Below are 21244 nucleotides of genomic sequence, written 5' to 3'. Positions count from 1 at the left end.
AGCGGGAGGCCCGCGCCGTCCGCATGCCCAAGATCGTGTCCCCTCCGCTGGGCGAGCGCGCCGAAGCGGTGCTGTGGAGCCTCACCCCGGAGGCGCGGCAGGCCGTCCCGCAGATCCTGCTGCGGATGGTCTCGGCCGGAGAGGACCTCGCCCGCCCGGCGGCGCGCGCCGAGTTCGGCGACGGCCGCACGCCGGAACCCGTGATCGACGCCGTCCTGTCCGCGTTCACGGGAGCGGGCCTGGTCACCTGGGACGAGCAGCGCCTCGCCCTCGCCTCACCGGCGCTGCTGCGCGCCTGGCCGCGGCTGCGCGAACGGGCCGCCGCCGAAGGCCCCGGCCTGGACGTCCACCAGGAACTCGCGGAGGGGGCGCGCCTGTGGGACGCGCACGGCCGCAAGGCCGGCGACGTCCTCCAGGGGACCCGGCTCGAACGCGCGGTGACCTGGGCCGTCGGCGGCGGCCGCGCGCTGCGGCCGAACACGCTGGAGGAGGCGTTCCTGGACGCCGGGCGCGCGTCCGTCCGGCGCCGGTCCACCCTGCGGACCGCGGTCTCCGGCGTCCTCGCCGTCCTGCTGCTGGTGACGCTCGTCGCGGGCGTCCTCGTCTTCCAGCAGAGCCGCACCGTGGCGCGGCAGCACGACGACGCGGAGGCCCGGCGCCTGGCGGCGGTCGCGATGGCCACCCGCAAGAGCGACCCGAGGACCGCCCGCCGACTGGCCGTCGCCGCCGCCCTCTCGAACATCGTGGACGGCCAGAAGGCCGGTGTCTGGAACATCGACACCCACGCCGAGCTCCACGAGTTCGCCATCACCGGCCCCGGCACCCTCGACCTCGTCGTCACCGACGACGCCCGCACCGTCTGGGGCCTGCGGACCCTCCGGCAGGTCCCGCTGAGCTGGACGCGCCCGAAGGACGGCGTCGACATGCTCACGGCCGACGCGGGCGACCAGTTCATCGCGGGCGTCACGCCCCAGGGCGCGGTGCACGTCGACCAGTTGGCGGCCAGAACGACGATCGCGCTGCCCCGCCTCAACAAGGCGCTCAAGGGAAGGTACGTCAGCGCGGCGAAGGTGAGTCCGGACGGATCGCTGCTCGCCGTCGCGGCCACCCCGGCCGCGGGCAAGAAGACAGAGGTCCTGCTCTGGAAGCTTGGCGCGGACGAGCAGTTCCTCAGGCTCGCGCTCGCGAACTCGTACTCCGCCCTGGCCTTCAGCCAGGACGGCCGTTACCTGGCACAGGCCAGAACCATGTGGCGGCTCAAGGAAGGCGGCGCCGCCCAGTCCACCCCAGACGAACCCGTGATCCGCTATGCGCCGGACGCCGGCTGCGCCCTGGTCCGCTTCGTCGAGCAGCGTGCCCTGCGGTGCATCGAGCCGGCCACCGGCCAGGTCTCGTCCCTCGACATCAGCGTCTTCCTGAGCACCCAGGTCATCCAGGGAAGCGGCCTGTTCCAGAACACGGCCATCTCCGCGGACGCCTCGTCCATGGCGTACCGCAGCGGAGGCTCGGTGCACTTCTGGGACGTCCGGCGCAAGCGCGCCGTCGACCGGGGGTTCAGCCTGTCGTCCGACTACGAGTACTCCGGCAACGGCAACGATCTCGCCCTCAGCGCCGACGGCGGGCGGCTCGCCGTCTACAAGAACGCCCGCACGGTCACCGTCACCGACGCCGAGAAGTTCGCGAAGCTCGGCGACGTGACGCTGCCCCAGCCCACCGACAGGATCCAGGCGATGGCCCTGTCCCCGGACGGCCGCGGCCTCGCCCTCCTGGTGCGCCGTGGCACCGCGGGAGAACTCCAGTTCTGGGACACGAGGACGTTCCGGCGGATCCGCGCGGCGCCCTCGTCGGTCGGCACCTTCGTCAAGCGCATCGTCTTCCGTCCGGACGGCAAGGCCCTGATGACGGACGGCAAGTCAGGTCTGGTCGAGTACCCGTCCGGACGAATCCTCGCCAGAAGCGACGACACGTTCCTCATCACCCTTCTCGCCATGAGACGGGACGGACGCACGATCGTGAGCGCCGAGGGAACCGAGACGGACCAGAAGTCCTCCTCACCGACGGCAGGACCCTCCGCTCGCGCGGCCTGATCCTGCGCGGCCACCAGACCGAGATCGGCGCCCTGGCGTTCTCCGCGGACGGCAGGTCCCTCACCAGCGCCGCCGAAGCCGGGACCGTCCTCACCCACGACCTGGCCCCCGCGCTCACCAGAGCGGCCCTCTGCCAGAGCACCGCGGGCGGCCTGACAAGAAGGGAATGGAACCAGAACCTCCCCACCCTCGACTACCGCCCCACCTGCCCCCAATGAGGCCTGGTGCGCGAATCCCACCGACGAGTCCGGGGCCGCGAACGTAGACCGAGATCGTCGGGCCGCCCTCGTCCGAACCACGCGGACGAGGGCGCTGCGGCTAGGACGTCGGATCTACCTCAGTCGGACGGAGTCGAGAAAGGCGGCCCACTCCTGGCGAGTCAGTTCCAGGATCGGGCCCCGGCCTTGTGCCTTGGTGTCCCGGACGCCGACAGTCCCGTCCGCTGCCCGCCCGACCTCCACGCAGGTTCCGTTGGGTTCGCTGTGCCGAGACTTGCGCCAGTTGGTGAAACGGCTGCTCATGGGGGTCCCGTCTGGTCGTTCGGCTCTTTCGCCGCTTCGATCAGGAGCATTTTGCCGTCCTCCGGCGACAGCGCTGCCTGACGAAGGTATTCGTACCTTCGTGTATACCGCTCAACCTCGCGAGGCTCCAGATAGACGAGATCGGTTGTGATCGTGTCCACCACCGCCATCGGCGGGTCGTCCCCGTCGGGAAAGGTGTAGAGGGTGAACGTCGACCGCGGAAGGAGCGTGCCGACCAGCCGCGCGTTGACCGGCAGGACCCGAAAGGTCAACTGAGACTCCTGGTCCAGCGTCTGGATGATATGCCGGAGTTGCGCTCTCATGATCTCGTCGGGGACGGTGAGTCTCCGGATCAACACCTCGTCGACGACCACCTCATAGCTCGGGCCGTCCGCCCGTAAGATCGATTTCACACGTTGGAGACGAGCGTCCGTCATCTTCTTCGGATCGAAGTCGAGGGGCCCTTCGGGCTCCGTGAGGCTGATCAGAGCGGCGATGAAGTCCGGGGTCTGGAGGACGCCGGGCATGGCGCTCTGGTTGTACTCGCGGATGGTCGCGGCCCCGGACTCGATATCCGCGTACAGCCGCTGACGTGCCCCCATGGCCTGTCCCGCCAGCCCTTGATCGCCGCTTCGTGCGCGAGCCGGACGATCTCCTTCCACTGTGCGTCCGGAATGTTCAGCGCATCGAGAATGGTGATCACGTCGGCGACGTCCGGACGGCCGACGGTGTTCTCCAGGCGGCTGATCTTCGTGCGCGAGTAGTGGATGCGCTTGGCGAGTTCCTCCGCCATCATGCCGCGCTCCTCGCGGAGCCTGCGGAGCTCGGCCGCCAGACGCTGGCGTCGTACATACGGGCTGACCATGATGACCCCCGAAAGTAGAATCGTGACCGTGTCACCACCGTGTGTACATGAAGTGTTCGAAGGAGCCCCTGAAAATGAACGGCTGGTCAGCCCGAACGGAGTGACAATTTTGTGTCGAACAGGTCCACAAGCGCTAAAAAAGACGGAGGTCGAACGTGCATGCCCTGAACGTGCATTAGCGCGACTTCCAGTTCTCCTTGCGCAAGACCGTCCAACCGCACGTCCACCCATAGCGTCATGGGTTCGACATCCACTTTCCCTAGCGCGCCCCTACATTCCCCAACGCAACAGCCGCAGCCAGCACCCGACCGCCTGCGCTGCCGTACGTCCGGGTACAGAGAGCTGCGGTTCCGGACCGCTGTCAGACGGACCGGGCCGGACGGCGTGCGGCACCCGTCGTAGCTCAACCGACCGAGAAGGTGGTGCCAGGCGCGGCGAAGTCGATGGGGCCATCGAACCGGGTCGAGGCGCGGGCTACCGCCTCCCGCGGCATGAGAGAACGTCCGACATGCGTGACGACCAGCCGCCCCGCCCCGGCGCGGGCCGCGGTGTCGCCGGTGTCCTCCGGCGTGTGATGTACCCGTTCTTCGCCACTCGGTACCTGCGCGTTCTCTGCCTCGCAGAGCAGCACATCACACCCCTCCGCCAGCTGCGTCAGACTGGGACAGGGCGCGGTGTCTCCGGAGTAGACCAGCGAGCGTCCCGCGACCTCTACCCGCAGCGCGAAGGCCGGGATGCCATGTGCCACCGCCCGGCTGGTCAGCGTCAGGGGCCCGACACGCGCCCGGTGCCCGTCGTGCAGTTCGTCAATGGCGAAGGCGGATTCGACGGGGCTGCGTGTGGAGGTGTTCGTCAGAAAGTGCGCCAGCCGGTCAGCCGTGCCGGCCGGACCGTACAGCGGGATCGGGGCGGCGAGCTCGACGTCGGCGTACAAGGCGCCGTAGTAGGCGGTGAGCAGGTCCGCGCTGTGGTCGGCGTGCAGATGCGAGATCCAGATCGCGTCCAGCTCGTCCAGCCGGATGTGTCGTTGCAACTGAGCCAGCGTCCCGGTGCCCGCGTCCACCCACACCCGGGTGTCCCCACTGGACACCAGGTAGCCAGAACACGGGTTGTCCACACTCGGGTACGGCGTCGCAGAACCCAGAACGGTGAAACCCAGAAGATCGCTGGTCATCCGCGAAGTCTAGGACCGAGCCTCCTGGCCCCTGGATGTCGGGGCCGCCCAGCGTCGGACCTCGGCATGCGCTGTTCGAGGGATCGGCCGTGCGGGTAAAGAGGGGCTGGGGATGCCGTCGCGGCGATGAGTCTGCCGGCGCCCGCAGGTCTACCTCCCGACCCCCGCGACCAACCACCGATCATCGGGAGCAGGACATGGGCCTCATCCACATAGAGCTGTTCGCGACCCTCGACCTCGTCGGGCAGTCGCCCGGCGGCCCCGACGAGGACCCGGCCGGGTTCCCGTTCGGCGGCTGGCAGGCGCCCCTGCTGGACGAGGCCACCGGGGCGCAGGTCGGTGCCGCGTACGAGGGCACGGACGCCCTCCTCCTCGGCCGGCGGACGTACGACATCTTCGCCGCCTACTGGCCGCACCAGGAGGGCGGCGAGGACAACGACATCGCCGCGCTCTTCAACCGCGTTCCGAAGTACGTGGTCTCACGCGGCAGGCCCGACCTCTCCTGGTCCGGGTCCGAGCAACTCGGCCGGGACCTGGCCGGTGCGGTGCGCGAAATCCGTGATCGGCACGAGCACATCAAGGTGGTCGGAAGCCTGAACCTGGTGCAGACCCTCCTGCGCGAGAAGCTCTTCGACCGCCTCGACCTCTGGGTGCACCCGATCGTGCTCGGCGTCGGAAAGAAGGTCTTCGACGGTGGCGAGGTTCCCACGAACCTCACTCTCCTGGAACCACCGTCCGCCGCCCCGAACGGCACCGTGTACCTCCGCTACGGCCTGGGCGACGGCACACCCAAGACAGGCGACATGACCGCCCCCGACCGCGGCGTCACCCACGACGGCTGAGCGACCCGACCATCCGCGTCCGGTGGGCGGCCCGAACTCTCACTTTCATGTTTCTTGCGTGAGTGGTCCGAGCCAGGTCTCGAACCGCGCCCCGAAATCCTTCTGGGCTGCCTCGACCAGCTCATTGGGGTCGCTCGCCGGACCCAGGCCGAAATGCTGGTCCAGCCAGGCGACGTAAGCCTGGTGCGCCTCGGGGGCGCCGTCGCGTTCGCGGTGGTATCCCTCGTACTCTCCGAAGTAGGCATCGCTCCAGTCCACGTACAGTGGCCGGTCGCTCGCGAGCTGGCGGAACAGGTCCCGGAGGTTGCGCGAGGTGACATGGACGCCTCCCTCGTCACCGAACACCACGATCGGCAGGGTGGCGAGGTCCGCGCGGTCGTCGATGCGCCACATGGCATAGAACGAGCCCGAGCCGTTGGCCTGGGCGAAGGGGAGGACCGCCTCGACGAACTCCCGGGCGTCCGACCATCCGTCGTGCTTCGGCTCTCCGAATTCGAACAGCTCGAACCCGTCCGAGATGAACTCTCCTTCGAGCCGCCTCTCGAGTTCGGCGAGCAGGCTCAGTTCCGGCACGGGCGAGGAGACACTGACCATCGGTGGCGACGTCCGATCGGCTGAGGGGCGAGGCGAGATGTTCGCGAGAAGATACCGGCTCCAGCGGATGCACTCACGCTTGGTCGGAGCGGATGCCCTGCCAGCGGACCAGGTTCTGAAAGAGTTCCGCCTGCTCGATCGCGTCGTCCAGCGCGTTGTGCGTGTGCGGTCGATCGGACAGCAGCTCGGCAGGCATCTGGCGCTTGGTCGAGCTGACGACCGAAGTCCCGGCCTTGGTGGCGTACACGCTCTTGAGATCCAGGTGCCGGGAGTGCCCGAACGGAGACCCGGCCTCGGCGAACCGCGTCCAGTACCAGTACAGGAACATCCAGTCGAAGCCGAGCGGATAGGCCACCAGCACGGGTGAGGCACCCGCCGCGGCCGCCACGCCTTTCACCCAGTCAACGGCCGCGTCCATCGCCTCACCAGGTTCGCGCCCCTCGACGGCCAGCCGATCGCGGTCCAACCCACTGACCGCCAACGCCTCCGGAACGTAGTCCTCACTGATCGGCTTCAACTCCGCATAGAACGTCCTCGCAGCCGGATCAGCCGCCTCGAACTCGCCCCCGCCAAAGCTCCCGCACGCGCTCATACCAAAACTCAGCATGGAGTAAGGCCCCGGAATAGGCCCATCCGCCTCCACATCAACCGAGATGTACACCTCGCGCTTACTCATCGATGATCCCTTCGACCTTTTCAGGAAGAGGAGGGCCCGGCTGTGCCGGGCCCTCCGGGTGAGGGGTCCTGGTGGGTACCAGGGCCCTTGGTTGCGGCAGGTGACGACGTCACCTGCTGTAGAAAGCTTCCGGCGATGCAGATGGAGTCGGCCCCGAGAGGCCTTCTCCGTCTCCTACTTGACTTCGATCGCGTCGCCGATGTGAGGGGGCGTCTCCAGATCGCCTTCGGTGTAGACCCGGCGGGCGATGCGCACCTCGACCTTGGCGTCTCGCGGGACGCGGACGGTGATCGTCTTTCCCCAGGGGAGAAGGGCGTTCCACCAGCCGCAGGCCACGAGGACCATCTCGTCATAGCCGCGCATGCACCTGCGGGGCATTCCGAGCGCCCAGATGGGGCCGTCGAGAGTGACGGCCACGTCCTCGCGCTCCTCGCCGATGATGCGCACGTCGACGAGTCCACCGGAGATGATGACGGGGCGATCCCCCATTTTCACAGGCTCGTATTCCCTGGTAACTCGCATACCGAGCTCCTCAGTGTGTATGCCTCTGATTTGCGTGAAGCGCGCACCGGTACTCGCGCGCATTGGTAGTCACCGTCCGCACCGCGACTCCGGTGGCAAGCGGTAGGTGGGCGAGGATCGCGGCTTTCACCGATGCCGCGTCGCCATGCCCCGTCCGGTTGGCACGTCGGGGCACCAGACCGTTCTGCTGCCGGAGACGCGGCGACTTTCCAGAGGGGGGCCGCAGTGGGGGCAGACGGCGGCCGGGGTGTCTCGGGCTCCGGTCGGCCAGGTTCTGCGGGGCGGGACGCGTTCGGCCTCGACGGAGTCGCGGAGGACGCCGCGCGTCGCTGGTGAGGTCCAGGGCGACCGGGCCCTGCGCCGGGGCCGGCGGCCACTTCCCGTGGTGGTGCGGTTCCTCGAACGGCTCGCCGGTGTGCTCGGCGAGCACCCGGCGGAAGCCTTCGACGTCGGGAGGTTCCGGCATGGCGGGTTCCTGCCCGCAGCCGGCTCAGGTCTGCGGGACGACGTGCGGCGCGATGCTGGAGAGCTTCTCGCAGGTCTCCTCGTATTCGCGGTCCGGGGTCGAGGCGCTGACGATGCCCGCGCCGGCGCGCAGCCACGCCCGGCCGTCCTCGGCGTAGAGGGCGCGGAGGACGAGGGCGGAGTCCAGCGCGCCGTCATGGGAGGCGGCGACGACGGCTCCCGAGTACAGGCCGCGGTGGTCCTCCAGGCGGGTGATGGCCTCGATCGCCTCGGGCTTCGGGATGCCGGACGCGGTGACGCCGGGGAAGAGGGCGTCCAGGGCGTCCCACGCGGTGCGGCCGGGGGAGAGGGCGCCGCTGACGCTGGAGCCCAGGTGCTGGACGCTCCCGCGCTCCTTCACCGTCATGAAGCCGGTGACGCGGACGCTCTCCTGGTCGCAGACCCGGTAGAGCTCCTCCTGCGACGTGCGGACGGAGACGGCGTGCTCGTAGATCTCCTTGGGGTCCGTCTCCAGGTCGTGGCGGGTGCGGGCGTCGGTGTCGGCGCCGAGGCCGAAGGCGCGGGTGCCGGCGAGGGGCTGGGTCATGACGTGTCCCGCGGCGTCGACGCTCGCGAGCACCTCGGGGCTGAACCCGGTGGCCTGGAAGCCGCCCAGGTCGAGCAGGAACGAGCGGGCCGGGGTGTTGGCCTCGCGTCCCCGGACGTAGGTCGAGACGACGTCGACCGGATAGGGGACGTCCAGGCGGCGCGACACGATGACCTTCTGGTAGCGGTCCGCGTGGATCTCGGCCACGGCCTTGGCGACGCGCTCGCGGTAGGGGGCGCCGCCGACGTTGACGTCGACGGGCGAGGGCTCGCCGACGGGGTGGCCGTCCGGCTTGGCCAGGAGCTTGACGACCTGCTCGATGTCCGCTTCGTCCACACCGGTGACGGTGACCCCGCCGTTCTCGGCCCGTACCTCGGTGCGGGGCACGATCAGGTGCGCCAGCCGCCCCGAGGGACGAGCCGCGGCGAACTCGAACGCGATCCAGCCGTAGGCGTTCCAGGTGGGCAGGGGTGCGGCGGCGAACGTGTCGCGGAGGACGTCGGCGGGACGTCCGGTCCACGGACGGGTGACCGGGGCCTGGCCGGGCCAATGGGCGCGGACGGCGTCGGCGTCGAGGACGACCTCGGCGAGCATGCCTCCCGCGAACGTCCAGGAGCCGGGACGCTCGTAGACGACGTAGTCGCCGAACAGGCCCGATCCGGCCAGGCGGGCCATGAGGGCGAGGGGCGCCGAGGAATGCTCGACGACCAGCTCGACGGGGTGGGCATCGGTGCGCGGACCAGTGGACAAGGCAGCTCCCTTTCGCGGCCGGAAGGTCAAACTTAGGTAAGGCTAACCTTGCATGTTTTTTATAGGCAAGGCTAACCTAACCCGCGGTGGCGAAGCCGACGACGAAAGAGTTGAGCGTGGAGCAGACGACGACGGCGGCGCGGCGGCGCGAACTGACGCGGCGGATGATGGCCGAGGCCGGGCTGGGCGCCGACACCGCCCGGCTCGCCCCCCGGGGATCGGACGGACCGGCCCCCCTGTCCTACGCGCAGCAGAGCATGTGGCTGCACCACCGCGCCTTCCCGGAGAGCCCCGCCTACAACGTCTGCCTGCTCGTCCGCATGTCCGGCCCGCTCGACGCCGCGGCGCTCGGCGAGGCGCTGCGCGGGCTGATCCGGCGGCACGCCGTCCTCCGCACCGTCTACGCGGACGGCCCCGAGCAGCAGGCCCTGCAGATCGTCACCGACGACGACGACCTCGACCTGACCCCGGTCCGGTGCGCGGATGCCGACGCGCGCGCGGCGGAGCTGGCCGCGCTCCCGTTCGACCTTCGGGCGCAGCGGCCGATCCGGCTGGAACTGCTCCGGCTCGGTGAAGACGAGCACGCGCTGGTGCTCGTCGTGCATCACATCGCCTGGGACGGCATGACCTGGGGTTCGCTCTCACGCGACCTGTCCGCGCTCTACCGCGCGGCCGTCGCCGGCGCCCCCGACGGGCTGCCCTCGCTGGACGTCCAGTACGCCGACTACGCCGAGTGGGAGCAGCGGCGGCCCGTCTCCGAGGACGATCTCGCCTACTGGCGCCGGCGCCTCGATCCGCCTCCCGCCTCGCTCGACCTGCCCGCGGACCGTCCGCGCGGCGCGGTCGTGTCCGAGCGCGGGGGACGGCGGGCGCGCCGCTTCGACGACGCCGTCACCGAGGGGATGCGCAAGCTCGCCGCCGAGGAGAACCTCACCCCGTACACGGTGATGACGGCCGCGTACGCGGTCCTGCTGCACCGCTACACCGGCTCGGACGACGTGGCGATCGGGTCGTCGGTGATGAACCGCGAGCACGCCGAGGTGGAGCGGCTCGTCGGGAACTTCGGCAACACGCTCGTGCTGCGCACCGACCTGTCCGGGGCGCCGACGTTCCGGGAGGCGCTGCGCCGGGCCGGCCGCACGGTCACCGAGGCCTTCGCGCACCAGGCGCTCCCGTACGACCGGCTCGTCCAGGAACTGCGGCCCGCGCGCGGACGGGGGCGCTCGGCGTTCTTCGACACGATGCTGCTGTTCCTCGCCCAGGAGATCGGCGAGCTGGACCTGCCCGGCGTCGCGTCGAGCTGGACGCACGTCCACAACGGCACCACGCACTTCGACCTCTCGCTGGAGGCGTTCGTCCGGCCGCAGGGGATGACGGTCGAGGCGACGTTCCGGCGCGAGCTGTTCGACGACGAGCGCATCGACGCGCTGCTCGCCCATCTGGAGACGCTGCTGAGCGACGCGCTGGCCGACCCCGACCGGCCCGTCGGCGCGCTGGAGGTCATGAGCGCGGACGAGCGCGCCCTGATCGGCGAGGCGAACGCCACCGGCCGCGCCCTGCCGGCGACCGATGTCGTCGCGCTGTTCGAGGAGCAGGCGGCCCGGACCCCCGGCGCCACGGCGATCGAGGCCGGCGACTCCGCTCTCACCTATGCCGAGCTGGAGGAGCGGGCGTCCGCCCTCGCCGCCGAGTTGCGCGCCCGGGGCGCCGGGCCGGAGAGCGTCGTCGCGCTCGCGCTGCCGCGCACGCCCGACCTCGTCGCCGCCCTCCTCGGCGTCCTGAAGGCGGGCGCCGCCTACCTGCCGCTGGACCTCGACCACCCCGCCGACCGGCTCGCCTACATGCTCGACGACGCCGGGCCGCTCTGCGCGATCGTCACCCGCGACACCGCGCCGCTGCTCCCCGAGGGCACGGCCGTCCTCGTCGTCGACCACCCCCTCCGCGAGGCCGGGAGCACCCGCACCGCGCCCCCGCGCCAGGACGACCTCGCCTACGTCATCTACACCTCCGGCTCCACCGGCCGCCCCAAGGGCGTGGCGATCCCGCACGGCGCGCTCGCGAACTTCCTGCTCGGCACCCGTGCGCAGCTGGGCATCGGCGCCGGCGACCGGCTCGTCGCCGTCACGACCGTCGCGTTCGACATCGCCGCCCTGGAGCTGTTCGTCCCGCTGATCAGCGGCGCGACGGTCGTCCTCGCCGGCCGCGAGACCGTCCGCGACCCGGTGGCCCTCGCCAGGCTCCTGGCGGACGCGACGATCGTCCAGGGGACCCCGTCGCTGCTCGGCACGCTCGATCCGGAGGCGTTGACGGGCCTGCGCGTCCTGGTCGGCGGTGAGGCGCTCCCGGCGGCGCTCGCCGCGTCGCTCGCGGCGTCGGCGACGCTCGCCACCAACATGTACGGGCCGACCGAGGCGACGATCTGGGCGACGTCCGCGGACCTGCCCGCGGACGGCATCGGCGCCCCCTTCTGGAACACCCGCGCCCACATCCTGGACGCGGCCCTCCGCCCGGTCCCGCCCGGCGTCCCGGGCGAGCTGTACCTGGCGGGCGCGCAGCTCGCCCGCGGCTACGTCGGACGCCCCGACCTCACCGCGGAACGCTTCGTCGCCGACCCGTCCGGCCCGCCCGGATCCCGCATGTACCGGACGGGCGACCTCGCGCGGAGGGCCCGCGACGGGGCCCTGGAGTATCTCGGCCGCACCGACGACCAGGTCAAGATCCGCGGGTTCCGGATCGAGCCCGCCGAGGCGCAGGCCGTGCTCGCCGCGCAGCCCGGCGTCGCGCAGGCCGCGGTCGTCGTCCGTGAGGACCGTCCCGGCGATCCCCGTCTGGTCGGCTACTACGTCCCCGCCGCGGGCCTGGACGAGGCGGCCCTGCGCGACGCGCTCGCCGGCGCGCTGCCCGAGTACATGGTGCCGTCCGCCCTCGTCGCCCTTGACGGGTTGCCCCGGACGGTCAACGGCAAGCTCGACCGCGCCGCGCTGCCCGCGCCGGAGGCCGAGGTGTCGGGACGGGCGCCGCGCGACGCCCGCGAGGCCGCCCTCTGCGCGATCTTCGCCGAGCTGCTCGGCGTCGAGGGCGTCGGCGTCGACGACGACTTCTTCGCGCTCGGCGGGCACTCGCTGCTGGCGGCGCGCCTCGCGGCCCGGGCCCGCACCGTCCTCGGCGCGGAGCCGTCCATCGCGGACGTGTTCGAGGCGCCGACCGTCGCCGCGCTCGCGCCCCGCCTCGTCGCGACCGGCGCCGTCCGCGTCCGCGACGTCGCGCGGCCCGAGGTCGTGCCGGCGTCGGCCGCGCAGCGCGGCCTCTGGCTGGAGGAGCGGCTGCGCGGCCCGTCCGCCTCCTACTCGCTGCCGCTCGGGATCCGCCTGCGCGGCCCGGTCGACGAGGACGCGCTCGACCAGGCGTTCGCCGATGTCGTCGCCCGCCACGAGGCGCTGCGCACGCTGCTCGTCGAGGGACCGGACGGCCTGCCCGTCCAGCGCGTCCTCGACCCGGACGTCCCCGTGCGCCTCGCCGTCGTCGACGCGCGGGACGAGACGCCGGAGGGGCGCGCGGCGATCGAGACGGACGCCACCGCGCACGTCTTCGACATCGGGCGCGACCTCCCCGTCCGCGGCACCCTCGTCCGGACCGGCGACGCCGACCGGTCGCTGATCCTCCTCCTGCACCACGCCGCCGCCGACGAATGGTCGTTCACGCCGCTGCTGGCCGACCTCGCCCGCGCCTACGAGGCCCGGCAGGACGGACGGGCCCCCGGCTGGGACGCGCTGCCCGTCCAGTACTCCGACTACGCGGCCTGGCAGCGCGAAGCGGCCCCCGGCACGGCGCCCCAGCTCGACTTCTGGGAGGAGACGCTCGCCGGGCTGCCCGAGGAGACCGTGCTGCCCTTCGACCGGCCCCGCCCGGCCGAGGCGAGCCGCCGCGGCGGGCTGGTGCCGTTCCGGATTCCGGCGGAGGGGGCGCGGCGGCTGGCCCGCGACACCGGCGCCAGCGTGTTCATGGTGCTGCACGCCGCCGTCGCCGCGCTGCTCCAGCGGTCCGGCGCGGGCGACGACATCGCGCTCGGCTCCCCGATCGCGGGACGCGCCGACGAGGACCTCGCCGACCTCGTCGGCGTGTTCGTCAACCCGCTCGTGCTGCGCACCGACCTGTCCGGCGACCCGACGTTCGCCGAGCTGCTGCGGCGGGTCCGGGCCGCCGACCTCGTCGCGTTCTCCCGCGCCGACGTCCCGTTCGAGCGGGTCGTGGACCGTCTCGCCCCCGAACGCTCCCTCGCCCGCAGCCCGCTGTTCCAGGTGATGATCGTCCATCAGCGGCTGGACGACGTGCGTCTCGCGCTGCCCGGGGTGCGCGCGGAGCCGTTCCTGCCGGAGACCGGCGGCGTGAAGTTCGACCTCGACCTGTACTTCGCGGAAGGCGACGACGAGGTCGAGGGGTTCGCCGCGTTCGCCGCCGACCTGTTCGACGCCTCGACCGTCGAGCGGCTGATGGACGACCTGGGCGCGCTGCTCGACCAGGTCACCGCCGATCCCGGGCGGCGGCTGTCCTCGCTCGGCGCGCCCGTCGAGCATCCCGACACCGCGCAGGAGTTCCCCGCCCGGACGGTCGCCGGGCTCGTCGAGGCGCAGGTGGCGCGCACCCCGCACAGGACCGCCGTGGTGTTCGGCGACACCGCCCTCACCTATGCCGGCCTCGACCGCCGGGCCGAGGCCCTCGCCGACCGCCTCGCCGCCGCCGGGGCGGGCCCCGAGCAGGTCGTGGCGATCGCGCTGCCCCGCTCGGAGGAGTTCGCCGTCGCGCTGCTCGCGGTGCTCAAGACGGGCGCCGCCTACCTGCCGATCGACCTGGCGTATCCGCCCGCCCGCGTCGCCGCGATGCTCGACGCCGTCCGGCCGCTGCTGGTCCTCGGACGCGACGAGCCGCCGCCGGCCGCGCCCCGCCGCGAACGCCCGGACGTCCGCCCCGACCACACGTCCTACGTCGTGTTCACCTCCGGCTCGACCGGGACGCCCAAGGCCGTCGCCGGCACCCAGCGCGCCCTCGCCAACCGGCTCGCCTGGGGCGCCGGCCTCGCCGCGCCCGGGATCCGCGCCGCCAAGAGCTCGCCCGCGTTCATCGACGGCACGACAGAACTGCTCGGCGGCCTCGTCGCGGGCGACACGGTCGTCATCGCCGACGACGAGACGGCGGCCGACGCCGTCGCGCTCGCCGACTTCGTCGACCGCCACGGCATCGGGCTCGTCACGCTCGTCCCGAGCCTGCTGGCGGCGCTCGCGGACAACGGCCTGCCGTCCTCGGTGACCACGTGGATCAGCAGCGGGGAGGCGCTGCCCGGCGCGCTCGCCGACCAGGTGCCGGCGCGGCTGGTCGACCTGTACGGGTGCTCGGAGGCCGCCGGGGACAGCCTCGTCGCCGAGGCGGGCGGGCTGCGGCCCATCGCCAACACCCGCGCCCACGTCCTGGACGCCGCGCTCCGCGAGGTCCCCGTCGGCGAACTGTACCTCGCGGGCGACGGCCTGGCGCGCGGATACCTCGGCGAGCCCGCCCGCACCGCCGAGCGCTTCGTCGCGAACCCGTTCGGCCCGCCCGGCTCCCGCCTCTACCGCACCGGGGACCGCGTCCGGCGCCGCCCGGACGGCGGGCTGGACTTCCTCGGCCGCGCCGACGACCAGATCAAGATCCGCGGCTTCCGGATCGAGCCGGGGGAGGTCGAGTCCGCGCTCGCCGCCCAGCCCGGGGTGCGGCGCGCCGCCGTCGCCGCGCGCGGATCCCGCCTCGTCGGCTACGTCGCGGGCGGCGTCGAGCCGGAGGCGCTCGACGCCGCGCTGCGCGCCCTGCTGCCCGACTACCTCGTCCCCGCCGAGCTGGTCGTCCTGGACGAGCTCCCCCTCAACCCGAACGGGAAGGTCGACCGGCGCGCCCTCCCCGAGCCCGGACGCCCGTCCGGCGGGCGGGCCCCGTCGACCGAGCCCGAACGCGTCCTCGCCCGCCTCGCCGCGAGCGTCCTCGGCCGCGACCCCGTGGCGGCCGACGACGACTTCTTCCGCACTGGAGGCGACAGCATCAGCGCGGCGCTCCTCGTCGCCCGCGCCCGCCGCGCCGGCCTGTCGTTCACCGTCCGGGACGTCTTCCGGCTGCGGACCGTCGAGGCCCTCGCCAGGGCCGCGGCGCCCTCCGAAGAGACGGAGACCGCCCAGGCGGCGGACCCCGCCGGCGAGCTTCCGCTCTCGCCGCTCCAGGAAGGCCTGCTCTACCACCTGATGCTGGCCGGCGAGGACCGCGACATCTACGTGCAGCAGGCCGTGGTGACGCTGTCCGGCCCGGTCGACCCCGAGCGGATGGCGCGGGCGGTGCGCGCCACGCTGGAGAAGTTCCCCAACCTCCGCGCCGGGTTCCGGACCGACGGCGACCGCGCGGTCCAGTTCGTCCCGGACGACTTCGCGACGCCGTGGGCGCACGCCGACGTGGCCCCGCGGGACCTGGAGGCGTTCGTCGACGCCCAGCGCGCCGAGCCGTTCGACCCCGGCGCGCCGCCGCTGATCCGGTTCGCCCTCGCCCGCCTGGCCGAGGACGACCACCGGCTCGTCCTCACCTCCGAGCTGATCCTGCTGGACGGCTGGTCCGGCGGGCTGCTCGTCACCTCGCTGCTCGGCGCCTACACCGACGCCGGCGCCGAGGCCCGCCGCGCCGTCCCGCCCTTCCGCGCGTTCCTCGACTGGGTGAACGGCCGCGACAGGGCCGCCGCGTCGGACGCCTGGCGGCGCGCGCTCGACGGCTTCGACGAGCCCGCCCTCGTCAGGCCGGGCCTGGTCGACGCGCCCGCCGACCTCGCGGGCGCCGGCGAGGTGCACCGCGTGCTGCCCGGCGGGCTCGCCGAGCGCCTGGACGAGGTCGCGCGGTACCGGGGCGTCACGCCCGGGACCCTCTTCCAGACCGCGTGGGGCCTGGTCCTGATGGGTCTGACCGGGCGCGACGACGTCGTGTTCGGCGCCTCGGTCTCCGGACGCCACCCCGACGTCGACGGCGTCGAGGAGATGGTCGGCCTGCTGTTCAACACCGTCCCCGTCCGCGTGCAGGCGGGCCCGGCGGACGCCCTCGCCACGGTCCTCGACCGGGTCCAGGCCGCGCAGTCGGACCTGTTCGACCACTCCTTCGTCGCGCTCGCCGACGTCCAGCGCGCGACCGGGCTCGGCACCCTGTTCGACACGCTGTTCGTCTTCCAGAACTTCCCGGGCATGCCGACCGACCGCGCCTTCGGCCCGGACGGCGGCCTGCGGGTCCTCGGGCGCGGGGTCCGCGACGCCACGCACTACCCGATGACCATGGTCGTCGAGCCGGACGCCGGACTGCGCGTCATGTACCGGGGCGACGCGTTCACCGGGGCCGAGGCCGAGCGCGTCACCGACCGCTACGTCCAGGTCCTGCGGCGGCTCGCCGAGGCGCCCGGATCCCCGTGCCACGCCCTCGACCTGCTCGTCCCGCAGGAGCACGACCGGCTCCGGCGCGACTGGGACGAGGCGCGGCATCCCGTGCCCGAGCTGACGGTCGCGGAGCTGCTCGCCGAGCGCGCGGCCGAACGGCCCGGCGACCCCGCGCTCGTCTCGCTCCCGGACGTCCGCCTCACCTACGGCGAGCTGAACGCCGAGGTCAACCGGCTCGCGCGGCTCCTGCTCGCCCACGGGGCGGGCCCGGAGAAGGTCGTCGCGCTCGCCTTGCCGCGCTCGGCGCAGATGGTCGTCGCGCTGTTCGCCGTCCTGCGCACGGGCGCCGCCTACCTGCCGCTGGAGCTCGACTACCCGGCCGACCGGCTCGACTACATGCTCCAGGACGCGGCGCCGGTCTGCCTGGTGTCGCACGGCGACATCGCGGACGGCCTGACCCATGCCGGGGCCACTCTCGCGCTGGACGACCCGGCGACCGCGCAGGCCCTCGCCGCGCAGCCCGCCGACGACCTCGCGCCCGCCGAAGTCCCCGGGTTCGCGCCCGGCACGCCCGGCAGGCTCGACCACCCCGCCTACGTCATCTACACGTCGGGCTCCACCGGGCGGCCCAAGGGCGTGGTGACGCCCTACCGGGGCCTCACGAACATGCAGTTCAACCACCGCGCCAACATCTTCGACCCGGTGGTCGCCTCGGCGGGGCGCCGCCTCCGCATCGCCCACACCGTCTCCTTCTCCTTCGACATGTCGTGGGAGGAGCTGCTCTGGCTCATCGAGGGCCACGAGGTGCACGTCTGCGACGAGGACCTCCGCCGCGACGCCCAGGCCCTCACGGCCTACCTGCGGCGGCACGAGATCGACGTCATCAACGTGACGCCGACCTACGCCCAGCAGCTCCTCGAAGAGGGGCTCCTGGACGGCGGGCACCGGCCGCCCCTCGTCCTCCTCGGCGGGGAGGCCGTCCCGACGAACGTGTGGGAGCGGCTCGCGCGCGCCGGCGGCGTCCTCGGCTACAACCTCTACGGCCCGACCGAGTACACGATCAACACGCTCGGCGGCGGCACCGAGGACAGCGCCACCCCCACCGTCGGCAAGCCGATCTGGAACACCCGCGGATACGTTTTGGACGCCTGGCTGCGCCCCGTCCCGCCCGGCGCGCCCGGCGAGCTGTACATCGCGGGCGCCGGGCTGGCGCGCGGCTACCTCGGCCGCGCCGACCTGACCGCCGAGCGCTTCGTCGCCGACCCGTCGGGACCGCCCGGATCCCGCATGTACCGGACGGGCGACCTCGTGCGCGTCCGCGACGACGGCAACATCGACTTCCTCGGCCGCACCGACGACCAGGTGAAGATCCGCGGCTACCGGGTCGAGCTGGAGGAGATCGAGACGGCGCTCGCCGCCGAGCCCGGCGTCGGGCAGGCCGCCGTCGTCGCCGCCGAGACCGGCGTCCCCGGCGTGAGGCGCCTCGTCGGCTACGTCGTCCCGGACGGCTCCCGCGACGGCGCCGCCGAGGAGCGGCTCGCCGAGTGGCGGCAGATCTACGACACCGAGTACACCGAGGTCGGCACGGTCGTCCACGCCGAGGAGTTCGCGGGCTGGGACAGCAGCTACGACGGCGCCCCCATCCCGCTGGACGACATGCGCGAGTGGCGGGAGACCACCGTCGAGCGCATCCGCGCGCTCGGCCCCCGCCGCGTCCTGGAGATCGGCGTCGGCGCGGGCCTCCTCCTCACCCGCCTCGCGCCCGGCAGCGAGGAGTACTGGGGGAGCGACTTCTCCGAGCCGGTCATCGTCAAGCTCCGCGCGGACCTCGGCGGGGACCTCGGCGGGGACCTCGGCGGGAACGCGGTGGAGCCCGCGCCCCGGGACTGGCGGGCCGTGGGCCCCGGCTCGCCCGTCCGCCTCAGCTGCCGCCCCGCCCACGACACCGGCGGCCTGCCCGAGGGCCACTTCGACACCATCGTGATCAACTCGGTGGTGCAGTACTTCCCGGGCGCCGCCTACCTGGAGGACGTCATCGCCAAGGCGATGCGCCTGCTCGCCCCGGGCGGCGCGCTGTTCGTCGGGGACGTCCGCGACCTGCGCACGGTCCGCTGCCTGCACGCCGCGGTCCAGCTCGGACGCGGCGCGGGCGATCCGGAGCTGATCGAGCGCGCCGTCCGGCTGGAGAAGGAACTCCTCCTCGACCCGTCCTTCTTCGCCGCGCTGGACGTCCCCGCCCGCGTGGACGTCCTCGTCAAACGAGGCACCCGCCGCAACGAGCTGACCCGCCACCGGTACGACGTCGTCCTGCGCAAGGACGCCGCCCCGGCCCCGCCCACCCCGGCCGTCGACTGGACCGCACTCGACGACCTCGGGACCAGGCCCGCGGGACCGCTGCGGGTCCGGGGCATCCCGGACCCGAGGTCGTCCGGCGAGGTCGCGGCGCTGCGGGCGCTGCGCGAGGGGCGTTCGCCGGACGAGGCGAGGGCCGCGCTGGCCTCGCCCCCGGAGGGGATCGAGCCCGAGACCCTGCACGAGATGTTCCCGGATGTCGTGCTCACACCGTCCGACCGGCCCGGCCGCTACGACGCCGTGTTCGGCGGGGGAGCGGCCTGCCCGCCGGCCGGGCCCGGACGCGCGCCCGCCTCGTACGCGAACGATCCGGTCGCCGCGCGCGACCACGGCGTGCTGGCCGCGCGGGTCCGCGAGAGCCTCAAGGCGCGCCTGCCCGGCTACATGGTGCCGAGCGCGATCATGACGCTGGACGCGCTGCCGCTCACGGTGAACGGCAAGCTCGACCGGCGCGCCCTCCCCGATCCCGGGCAGGACGGCCCGCGCCGCTCGGGGCGGGCTCCGCGCACCCCCGTCGAGCGCCTGCTGTGCACGCTGTTCGCCGAGGTCCTGGACGCGCCCGGCGCCGGGATCGACGACGACTTCTTCGACCTCGGCGGCCACTCGCTGCTCGCCACGAGGCTCGTCGGCCGGGCGCGGGCGGTGCTCGGCGCCGAGCTGGCCATCCGCGACCTGTTCGAGGCGCCGACCGTCGCCGAACTGGCCGGGCGCCTGCACGGCGCCGCCGAGGCGCGGCCCCGGCCCGTCCTGGAACCGGCCGAACGGCCCGAGCGCGTGCCGCTGTCGTCCGCGCAGCGTCGGCTGTGGATGCTCGACCAGCTGCTCCGCGAGGACGACGGGCCGCGCGACGCCTACCACCTGCCGCTCGCGGTCCGCCTGCGGGGCGACCTCGACCTCGCGGCCCTGGAGGCGGCGATCGGCGACGTCACCGCCCGGCACGAGAGCCTCCGGACGGTCTTCACCGAGCACGAGGGCGTCCCCTACCAGCGGATCCTCGGCCCGGACGAGGCGCGGCCCGTCCTGGAGACGGCGACCTGCGCGCCCGAGGACGTCATCGCCAGGCCGTTCGACCTCGCCGAGCAGATCCCCCTGCGGGTCGCGGTCTTCCCGGAGGGCGAGCGCGAGCACCTGCTGCTCGCCGTCTTCCACCACATCGCGTTCGACGAGTGGTCGTTCGGGCCGTTCGCCCGCGACGTGGCGGAGGCGTACGCGGCGCGGCTGGACGGCAAGGAGCCCGCCTGGGAGCCGCCGCCCGTCCAGTACGCCGACCACGCCCTGTGGCAGCGGGAGCTGCTCGGCGATCCGGCCGACCCCGGCAGCGTCCACGCCCGGCAGCTCGACCACTGGGCGCGGGCGCTCGCGGACCTGCCCGAGGAGATCCCGCTGCCGGTGGACCGGCCGCGCCCCGGCACCGTCGGGCAGCGCGGCGGCACCCTCACCGCCGACCTGCCGCCCGGTCTCACCGGCCGGCTGGGACGCGTCGCGCGGGACGCGAACGCCAGCATGTTCATGGTCTGCCAGGCCGCCGTCGCCGCACTGCTGCACCGCACGGGCGCGGGCGACGACATCCCCCTCGGCAGCCCGGTCGCGGGACGCACCGAGGAGGCCGCGCGGGACCTCGTCGGGTTCTTCGTGAACACGCTCGTCCTGCGCGCCGACGTGTCCGGCGACCCGGCGTTCGCCGAGCTGCTCGCCCGCGTCCGGGAGGCCGACCTCGGCGGCCTCGCCCACCAGGACCTGCCGTTCGAGGCGGTCGTCGAGGCGCTGCGCCCGCGCCGCGTGCCGGGACGCAACCCGCTGTTCCAGGTGATGGTCGGCTACGAGAACCAGGGCACCGGCGACGTGCGGTTCCCCGGCCTGGAGCAGCGGGAGGCGCTGTTCGGGCCGGGCTCGGCGAAGTTCGACCTCGACTTCATCTTCCGGGAGGGCCCGGAGGGGCTCCGGCTCATCGTCGACTACTCCGCCGACCTGTTCGACCGCGCCACGGTCGCCGCCCTGGCCGACGGCCTGGTCGCGCTGCTCGCGGCCGTCGCCGACGACCCCGGCGTCAGGGTCGGCGCGCTGCCGTCCGTCCTGACCGCCCGCGCCGTGACCGCGGAGGCGGCGCCGCGGGCGGCGCGCCGGGACGACGAACGGGAGGCGGCCCTGTGCCGGATCTTCGCCGAGGAGCTCGGCGTCCCCGAGGTCGGCCCGGACGACGACTTCTTCGACCTCGGCGGGCACTCGCTGCTCGCGATGAAGCTGGTGCGGCGCGCCCGGCGGGAGCCCGGCTGCGCGGACCTGAAGATCGCGACGCTGATGGCGGCGCCCACCGTGGCGGGCCTGCTCGCCCGCCTCGTGCCCGCCCACCGGGAGTGAGGCGGCTCATACCCGCCCGGCCATTGCC

The 21244-nt window shown here is 73.1% G+C and carries 11 protein-coding genes; 3 read left to right on the top strand and 8 right to left on the bottom strand.

The window, feature by feature from the left end; all coding sequences use genetic code 11:
* Positions 1-23: 23 nt before the first annotated feature.
* Positions 24-2087 (top strand): WD40 repeat domain-containing protein, encoded by a 2064-nt coding sequence (locus ACQEU6_RS10465; RefSeq protein WP_499331042.1) that lies wholly within the window; start codon positions 24-26, stop codon positions 2085-2087.
* Positions 2088-2419: 332 nt separating this feature from the next.
* Here ACQEU6_RS10465 and ACQEU6_RS10460 read toward each other — a convergent pair whose 3' ends face one another.
* The 4 genes from ACQEU6_RS10460 to ACQEU6_RS10445 all read right to left on the bottom strand — a co-directional run bounded on the left by ACQEU6_RS10460 (position 2420) and on the right by ACQEU6_RS10445 (position 4647).
* Positions 2420-2608, bottom strand: a complete 189-nt coding sequence (locus ACQEU6_RS10460; protein WP_499331040.1) for a DUF397 domain-containing protein — start codon at positions 2606-2608, stop codon at positions 2420-2422.
* On the bottom strand, positions 2605-3210 hold the full coding sequence (locus tag ACQEU6_RS10455; protein WP_499331038.1) for a DUF5753 domain-containing protein: 606 nt from the start codon (positions 3208-3210) through the stop codon (positions 2605-2607). Before ACQEU6_RS10455 ends, ACQEU6_RS10460 begins: the two co-directional genes overlap by 4 nt.
* Positions 3093-3401 (bottom strand): helix-turn-helix domain-containing protein, encoded by a 309-nt coding sequence (locus ACQEU6_RS10450; protein WP_499340121.1) that lies wholly within the window; start codon positions 3399-3401, stop codon positions 3093-3095. The genes ACQEU6_RS10455 and ACQEU6_RS10450 overlap by 118 nt, the downstream gene beginning before the upstream one ends.
* Positions 3402-3876: 475 nt before the next feature.
* Complete coding sequence (locus tag ACQEU6_RS10445; RefSeq protein ID WP_499331036.1) at positions 3877-4647, bottom strand: MBL fold metallo-hydrolase; 771 nt, start codon at positions 4645-4647, stop codon at positions 3877-3879.
* 197 nt (positions 4648-4844) lie between these two features.
* Here ACQEU6_RS10445 and ACQEU6_RS10440 point away from each other — a divergent pair, with 197 nt between their 5' ends.
* On the top strand, positions 4845-5489 hold the full coding sequence (locus ACQEU6_RS10440) for a dihydrofolate reductase family protein (protein ID WP_499331035.1): 645 nt from the start codon (positions 4845-4847) through the stop codon (positions 5487-5489).
* A gap of 45 nt (positions 5490-5534) precedes the next feature.
* Here ACQEU6_RS10440 and ACQEU6_RS10435 read toward each other — a convergent pair whose 3' ends face one another.
* The 4 genes from ACQEU6_RS10435 to ACQEU6_RS10420 form a co-directional block, all read right to left on the bottom strand.
* Positions 5535-6083 carry a hypothetical protein gene (locus tag ACQEU6_RS10435; RefSeq protein ID WP_499331033.1) on the bottom strand — a complete coding sequence of 183 codons (549 nt, stop codon included), beginning with the start codon at positions 6081-6083 and terminating at the stop codon, positions 5535-5537.
* Positions 6084-6156: 73 nt separating this feature from the next.
* A complete protein-coding gene (locus tag ACQEU6_RS10430) occupies positions 6157-6759 on the bottom strand; it encodes a 3'-5' exonuclease (protein ID WP_499331031.1) in 603 nt (200 codons plus the stop codon).
* A gap of 174 nt (positions 6760-6933) precedes the next feature.
* On the bottom strand, positions 6934-7248 hold the full coding sequence (locus ACQEU6_RS10425) for a hypothetical protein (protein ID WP_499331030.1): 315 nt from the start codon (positions 7246-7248) through the stop codon (positions 6934-6936).
* Between the two features lie 523 nt (positions 7249-7771).
* Entirely contained in the window at positions 7772-9082 is a 1311-nt protein-coding gene (locus ACQEU6_RS10420) for a salicylate synthase (protein WP_499331028.1), read from the bottom strand.
* A gap of 86 nt (positions 9083-9168) precedes the next feature.
* Here ACQEU6_RS10420 and ACQEU6_RS10415 point away from each other — a divergent pair, with 86 nt between their 5' ends.
* Positions 9169-21216: an amino acid adenylation domain-containing protein gene (locus ACQEU6_RS10415; RefSeq protein ID WP_499331027.1), complete on the top strand. Its 12048-nt coding sequence runs from the start codon at positions 9169-9171 to the stop codon at positions 21214-21216.
* The last annotated feature ends 28 nt before the right edge of the window (positions 21217-21244 follow it).

Source organism: Spirillospora sp. CA-108201, assembly GCF_050936235.1.
Lineage (GTDB): Bacteria > Actinomycetota > Actinomycetes > Streptosporangiales > Streptosporangiaceae > Spirillospora.
This window is presented reverse-complemented; position numbering and strand designations above follow the sequence as displayed.